The sequence below is a fragment of the Propionivibrio sp. genome, assembly GCF_016790145.1.
In the GTDB taxonomy this organism is placed as follows: Bacteria; Pseudomonadota; Gammaproteobacteria; order Burkholderiales; family Rhodocyclaceae; genus Propionivibrio.
On the sequence record NZ_JAEUOI010000052.1, the window covers coordinates 1 to 6,553 of the forward strand.

The following is a 6,553-nucleotide window of genomic DNA, read 5'->3' on the forward strand; positions in this document are numbered from 1 at the left end:
TGGTGCCCAGGAAGGGACTCGAACCCCCACAGTGTTGCCACCACTAGGACCTGAACCTAGCGCGTCTACCAATTTCGCCACCTGGGCAGTTCCAGAGAAGGGCGAATTCTAAAGGAACACAAGAAAATGTCAATAAAAAAACTGTCCAGGATCAGAAAAAACGACCCCCACTTCGAGCGTGAAGTGGCCAAATACGAACAGCCCATGCCGTCGCGTGAGTATGTCCTGCAGGTTGTTGAAGAGCAGGGCAAGCCGGTCAGCTTCGACGAACTGTGCACTCTGCTCGACATCGATCAAGTGGAACACGAAATGTTCCAGCGCCGTCTCGCCGCCATGGAGCGCGAGGCGCAACTGATGCGCAACCGCAAGGGCTCGTACATTGTTCCCGAGCACGCCAGCCTGATTGCCGGTCGCATTGAAGGGCATGCCGACGGTTACGGTTTCCTCATTCCCGATGACGGTGGCGACGATCTGTTTCTCGATGCCAAGCAAATGTCCAGGGTTCTGCATCGCGATCGTGCGCTGGTGCGGGTCACCGGACTGGATCGCAAGGGGCGGCGCGAAGGCGCCATTGTCGAAGTGCTCGAACGCGCCAACAGCCGGGTCGTTGGTCGGGTCCTGATCGAGCATGGCATTACCGTCGTGGTGCCCGAAAACCGGCGCATCAACCAGGATATTCTCGTCCCGCCGGACAGGAAGACGAAAGTCAAGGCGGGTCAGGTGGTGATGGTCGAGATCATCGAACAGCCCAACCGCCATGCGCAGCCGATCGGGCGGATTGTCGAAGTGCTCGGCAACTATGCCGATCCCGGCATGGAGATCGAAATCGCGCTACGCAAGCATGATTTGCCTTTCGAGTTCTCGCCCAAGGCCGTGGAAGAAACCCGGTCGCTACCGGACAAGGTCAGGAAAACCGAGTGGGCCGGACGCAAGGATATACGCGATTTGCCGCTGGTGACCATCGACGGCGAAACGGCAAGGGACTTTGACGACGCCGTATTTGCCGAGAAAAAAGGGCGCGGCTGGCGTCTGGTGGTGGCGATTGCCGACGTCAGTCACTATGTTCGGCCCGGCATGGCGCTTGATCGTGAGGCGATGGAGCGCGGCAATTCCGTTTATTTCCCGCGCCGTGTGATCCCCATGCTGCCGGAGAAACTCTCTAACGGTCTGTGCTCGTTGAATCCCGATGTCGAGCGTCTGGCCATGGTGTGCGACATGGATATCAACAACAGCGGGGAAATCAAGGGCTACTCGTTTTACCCGGCGGTTTTTCGTTCCCGGGCACGTTTGACCTACAACCAGGTGTGGAGCTGGCTTTCCGCCGAAGTACAGCCTGAGAGCGATATGCAGCGTGCCCTGCAGCCACAGTTGCAGGCGCTGTATGCACTTTTCCATATCCTGCTCAAGGCGCGGCACAAACGCGGTGCGATCGACTTCGAGACGATCGAGACGATGATGCTGTTCAACGATCAGGGAAAAATCGACAACATCGTTCCTGTTCATCGCAACGATGCCCACCGCCTGATCGAAGAGTGCATGCTGGCGGCCAACGTCTGTGCCTCGGCATTCCTGGAAGCCCACCAGCAACCCTGTCTGTACCGTGTGCATGAAGGCCCGACGCCGGAGAAGCTCGAAGGTCTGCGCGACTTCCTCAAGGAGTTCGGCCTGGGCCTTCCAGGGGGAGCGGATCCGACGGCCAAGGACTACGGCGTGCTGCTTGAAAAGATCAAGCCGCGCCCTGATGCCCAACTCCTGCAGACGGTGATGCTGCGCTCACTGCGGCAGGCCATGTACAGCCCCGACAATGTCGGCCACTTCGGCCTGTCCTACGAACACTACACGCACTTCACTTCGCCGATCCGGCGTTATCCCGATCTGCTGGTGCATCGTTCGATCAAGGCGGTGCTCGACGGAACGCGCTATGCGCCCGGCAAGTGGGACGAAATCGGCTTGCACTGTTCGCTGACCGAGCGGCGGGCCGACGAAGCCACACGCGACGTCAACAACTGGCTCAAGTGTTATTACATGCGAGATCGTATCGGCGAGGAATTTGCCGGAACGATTGCTGCCGTGGTGCCTTTTGGCGTCTTCGTCGCCCTCGATTCGGTCTATGTCGAAGGACTTGTGCATGTCTCCGAGCTCGGTGAAGATTACTTCAAATACGACAATGTCAAGCACCTGATGTTCGGTGAGCGTAGTGGCCAGCGCTATCGTCTCGGTGACCGACTGCAGGTCAAACTGGTGCGTGCCGATCTGGAAACCGGACGCATCGACTTTGTTCTGGCGACGCCCGCAGCGACGACACCCATGCCGACGCCGAATCGTGCTGCAAAACCATTGGCCAAATCCGCCCTGGAGTCCACATCCCCGGCGCTCGATAAAAAATCGGCAGTGACGAAAAAAAACCGCTAGAAATTGCAGGTCGGGTCAGACTGACGCCAACCGTACCTGCGTGCTCCCCGGCGCCTATCGATAACGCATGCGAGAATCATTCATGTCACAGACCAGCTTCATCCACGGCTTTCACGCCATCATCGCCAAACTGCGTTATCAACCCGATGCCATTCTTGAAATATTCATCGACGCCGAACGTCATGATGCCCGGGTGCGTGATCTGATGCGCCATGCCGAACTGCACGCGGTCAGGGTCGTTCCGGTCGATGCAAAACGCCTTGAAGGCATGGCCGGTGGCGGCGCACGGCATCAGGGCGCGGTGGCCAGGGTTTCCGGCGAGTCGCGTCATGTCACCCTCGATGACGTACTGGACACCCTCGAAGAACCCGCCTTCCTTCTGGTGCTCGACGGTATTCAGGATCCGCACAACCTCGGTGCCTGCCTGCGCGTCGCCGATGCCGTTGGTGCGCACGCCGTGATCGCCCCGAAGGACCGGGCCGTCGGGCTGACGCAAACAGCCATCAAGGTCGCCAGCGGCGCGGCGGAGAGCGTGCCCTACATTACCGTGACCAATCTGGCGCGCACGCTGCGTGAACTGAAAGAACGTGAAATCTTCTTGATCGGCACCGATGCCGAAGCCAGACAGGATCTGTACACGGCGCAGTGGCCGCTGGCCACCGCCTGGGTGCTTGGCGCCGAGGGGGATGGCCTGCGCCGACTGACGCGTGAAACCTGCGATCAACTGGTCAACATTCCGATGCTCGGCTCGGTGCAAAGTCTGAATGTCTCGGTCGCTACCGGTGTCTGCCTGTATGAGGCGAGGCGGCGGCGCGGGAACTGAACAGCCCTGGTGGCCGGTGTTCGCATCAATGCGTAAAATCCATGAACCGTCAGGACCCAGCCTGACCAAGGAGGAATTTCATGCCTGAGCTCGAGCGGCCGCAGCGTCGCCGCCGCAACCTGGCGCTGGCCCTTGTTGTGTCTGCCTTCGTCATTTCATTCTTCCAGCGTTTCGCGCCGGCAGGCATTGCCCAGGATCTGGCGTCGGCCTTTGGCACCACGGCCTCCTCGCTCGGCGTCCTGGCGGCAACCTATTTCTACGTCTACACCGTGATGCAGGTGCCAACCGGTATCTTTGTCGACACCTTCGGACCGCGTCGCATTCTCCTCTTTGGCGGTATCGTCGGCTCCGCGGGCAGCCTTTTGTTCGGCATGGCGTCGACGCTGGAGATGGCGCTGGTCGGGCGTACCCTGATCGGCCTGGGCGTTTCGGTCACCTTTATTTCCATGCTCAAGTTCATCGCCGTCTGGTTTGATGAGAGCCGCTTTGCCAGCATGGTCGGTCTGAGTATGCTGGTCGGTAATCTGGGCTCGGTATTGGCCGGATTTCCGCTCTCGTGGCTGGCGCAGGCGGCCGGGTGGCGCAGTGTGTTTATCGCTGTGTCGGGTATTTCCCTGCTGCTCGGAATCGCCTGCTGGGTACTGGTGCGTGATCATCCGCACAGTCCGGCTGGTAGCGTGATCAGGAAGCCGCACTTTGATCGTACGGTGGTCTTCAGCGGCCTGCTCCAGGTCGTCAGAAACCACGCCACCTGGCCAGCGGCATGGATCAACTTTGGCGTCAGCGGCAGTTTTTTTACCTTCGGCGGTCTGTGGGCGACGCCCTTCCTGATTCAGGCGCACGGGATGTCGCGTGATGTTGCCGCCAGTCATGTCAGTTTGTATTTCGCCGGGTTTGCGCTGGGTTGCGTCGGCATCGGTGCCATTTCGGATCGCCTTGGTCAGCGCAAGCCGGTACTGATCATCGGTACCCACCTTTACGCAGTGACCTGGCTGGTCTGGCTCTCCGGGGTGGCGCTGCCGCTTGAGGCGAGCTACGCCTTGTTTGCCTTGATGGGGATTCTTACCGCCAGCTTCACCTTGACCTGGTCGTGCGCCAAGGAAGTCAATCCGCCCCTGCTTTCCGGCATGTCGACGAGTGTCACGAACATGGGCGGCTTCCTCGCCGGAGCGATATTGCAACCCCTGTTCGGCTGGGTGATGGACCTGCATTGGGCAGGCGGCGTGAGCAACAGCGGCGCACGACTTTATACTGCCGGGGATTATCATGCCGGATTGCTGCTGCTGACGATGACGGCGAGCATTGGGGCCATTGCATCGTGGCGTATTCGCGAAACGAATTGCCGCAATATATGGAAGCCAACAGTAGAGGCTGAGAGTCTGAAACAGGCTTGACACCCAGCGCTGAGGCATAAATGGGCAATGGTTTGGCCAGGATAACCCTTGCAGACAAGCGATTGTTTCTACGTTTTTGATGTCTGTGCGCATCTCTGCGTCTCTGCGCTCCTGGTGACGAAAGCGCGTGTAGCCAGGTTTTTTTGCTTGAACGTTCGTGATCTTTTATTGCCTTACGTGGTCAATAAAGCCTCAAGCAGAACTGTGTTGCGAATCCGGGATTTTGAGAATCGCCTGTGCTGCGCTGTGATCCGCTGCCCAATCCGCTTCCAGGGTACCCGCTGCACGCGCTACCGAATGTTTCGTCAATGAAAGAAAGCAATGAAGGTCGAGAATAACCGGGCTGCCTTCTGGTCTGAACTGCGTACCCGGTTCAAGGCCCAGATGCCGACCCGCGAATCTCTGGAGAGCCACCGCTGGTTGCGGCCGATTGCTCACCGCGTCACCGAGCCAGAACTCTGGCACATGAAAACGGAGCCGCTCGCCCGCGGGGTGGCAATCGGTTTGTTCTGGGCCTTTGTCAGCCCGATCGCGCAGATCATCATCGCTGCCGCCCATTGCGTCTGGTGGCGAGGCAACATCCCGGTGGCTGTCGCCGTCACCTTGATCACCAACCCGCTGACCATTGGTGCCTGGCTCTATCTCGCCTATAAAGTGGGTTCGCTGTTTGTTTCCGGGCCTGACACGACGAGTGCCGTAGTGCCCGCAAGTGGGGTTTTCGGCATGCTTCAGTCTTTCGGCTGGCCGACGGTGCTGGGCATGGCCATTTTTGCGATCGGGGGTTCACTTCTCGGTTACCTGCTGGTGCGCACCGGTTCGCGCCTCTGGTTTCACTGGCGTGTCGCGCGACGCGCCAGACGCCGCTCGCGCGCAGAAGGATAGGAAATTCAACCTGGAACAATCGCTCGTTCACCGCAACGGCACAGGAAAATTTCTTAAAGCAAATGCGGACTTCGTGCCTTTACGCATCGCGCCGAGCTTCAAGTATCCCCGCCCGGGTATCCTGCCCGCGTCAGATAGGTCCGGCTTGTATTACGGGAAAAGGTCGGAAACGAGCTCGATGCCCGATAGAAACAGGTCTCCTACCAGCGCACCCGCGTGCGGAGCGCTCTGCTGCCGGCGTTGCTTTTCGATCGCCAGTATGCTGTCGGCCAGTGTTTCCGGGTCGAGTCGGGTGCGTTTTGATTCCTTCTGCTGGTAGTCAGCGAGTGCTTTCTCGACTGCCTCCGGGTCAAGGATCGAGATCGGTGAACCGCAGTTATTACAGGACGCTTGCGTACGGATGTCGATCGGTGCGCCGCAGCCAGTGCAATGGAAGGTGCCGATGCGTGCAGCCAGTGCAGTAATCTCTGCTGGCGCAAGCTGGCGAACAAAACCCTTTTCGATCATGAACTGCGCGAAGGACGTGAATCGTCCGTGATTCTGCAGGCAACGGTGATAGGTGAAACGACCGCTGCGCACCACATCGAGCCCGGCAAACAGCTTGTCCCTGCAGCGCGGACAACGCAAGATGGCCGGGTGCGGCTGGCGCGGGTCGCTACGGTGCGCGTGGATCAGCTTGAACAGATCGATGATGCCACCCGGATTGATCTGCACGCTTTCATACTGATCGAACCAGATGCCCTGGCAGGGGAAGCAAAGATCAAGTACTAGCGTGCCGAAAATTCGATGCGGCAGCTCCAGCCGCGTCATCGGCTGGGTGCACGATGGGCAGGGTGATGGGGTAGTTTTGGTTGGAAGAGTCATGGGAAGATCATCGTCAAGTACATCGACCGATTTTACTGGGATGCGTCCCTTGTTACCGGTGTTTTAACTGGCTGAGTTCCAAGCGGATACACCATGGATAGGGCTTATTCAGTGCATTTTATGGCACATCGCCATTTGACAGGCATAGTTGAGTGATTCCGGTCCGCTTGCAGTTTGT

Annotated in this window: 5 protein-coding genes and 1 tRNA gene; 4 read left to right on the plus strand and 2 right to left on the minus strand. The window is 58.9% G+C overall.

Annotated features, from left to right (window positions below; all coding sequences use genetic code 11):
• A tRNA-Leu gene (locus tag JNM42_RS05275) sits at window positions 1-87 on the minus strand.
• A gap of 39 nt (window positions 88-126) precedes the next feature.
• On the opposite strand from JNM42_RS05275, the gene rnr reads away from it, so the two are divergent.
• The 4 genes from rnr (at window position 127) to JNM42_RS05295 (ending at window position 5,511) form a co-directional block, all read left to right on the plus strand.
• The gene (rnr, locus tag JNM42_RS05280) at window positions 127-2,412 is read left to right on the plus strand and encodes a ribonuclease R (RefSeq protein ID WP_294267288.1); all 2,286 of its coding nucleotides are present in this window, start codon (window positions 127-129) and stop codon (window positions 2,410-2,412) included.
• Between the two features lie 82 nt (window positions 2,413-2,494).
• Window positions 2,495-3,235: a 23S rRNA (guanosine(2251)-2'-O)-methyltransferase RlmB gene (rlmB, locus tag JNM42_RS05285; RefSeq protein WP_294267290.1), complete on the plus strand. Its 741-nt coding sequence runs from the start codon at window positions 2,495-2,497 to the stop codon at window positions 3,233-3,235.
• Between the two features lie 80 nt (window positions 3,236-3,315).
• A complete protein-coding gene (locus JNM42_RS05290; RefSeq protein ID WP_294267292.1) occupies window positions 3,316-4,629 on the plus strand; it encodes an MFS transporter in 1,314 nt (437 codons plus the stop codon).
• A gap of 321 nt (window positions 4,630-4,950) precedes the next feature.
• Entirely contained in the window at window positions 4,951-5,511 is a 561-nt protein-coding gene (locus JNM42_RS05295; protein ID WP_294267295.1) for a DUF2062 domain-containing protein, read from the plus strand.
• A gap of 150 nt (window positions 5,512-5,661) precedes the next feature.
• On the opposite strand, the gene JNM42_RS05300 is transcribed toward JNM42_RS05295, so the two are convergent.
• On the minus strand, window positions 5,662-6,375 hold the full coding sequence (locus JNM42_RS05300) for a zf-TFIIB domain-containing protein (protein WP_294267298.1): 714 nt from the start codon (window positions 6,373-6,375) through the stop codon (window positions 5,662-5,664).
• Between the last annotated feature and the right edge of the window lie 178 nt (window positions 6,376-6,553).

Coding starts and splice junctions, on each gene's coding strand:
- rnr (WP_294267288.1), top strand. CDS start 127: ATGTCAATAAAAAAACTGTCCAGGATCAGAAAAAACGACCCCCACTTC.
- rlmB (WP_294267290.1), top strand. CDS start 2,495: ATGTCACAGACCAGCTTCATCCACGGCTTTCACGCCATCATCGCCAAA.
- JNM42_RS05290 (WP_294267292.1), top strand. CDS start 3,316: ATGCCTGAGCTCGAGCGGCCGCAGCGTCGCCGCCGCAACCTGGCGCTG.
- JNM42_RS05295 (WP_294267295.1), top strand. CDS start 4,951: ATGAAGGTCGAGAATAACCGGGCTGCCTTCTGGTCTGAACTGCGTACC.
- JNM42_RS05300 (WP_294267298.1), bottom strand. CDS start 6,375: ATGACTCTTCCAACCAAAACTACCCCATCACCCTGCCCATCGTGCACC.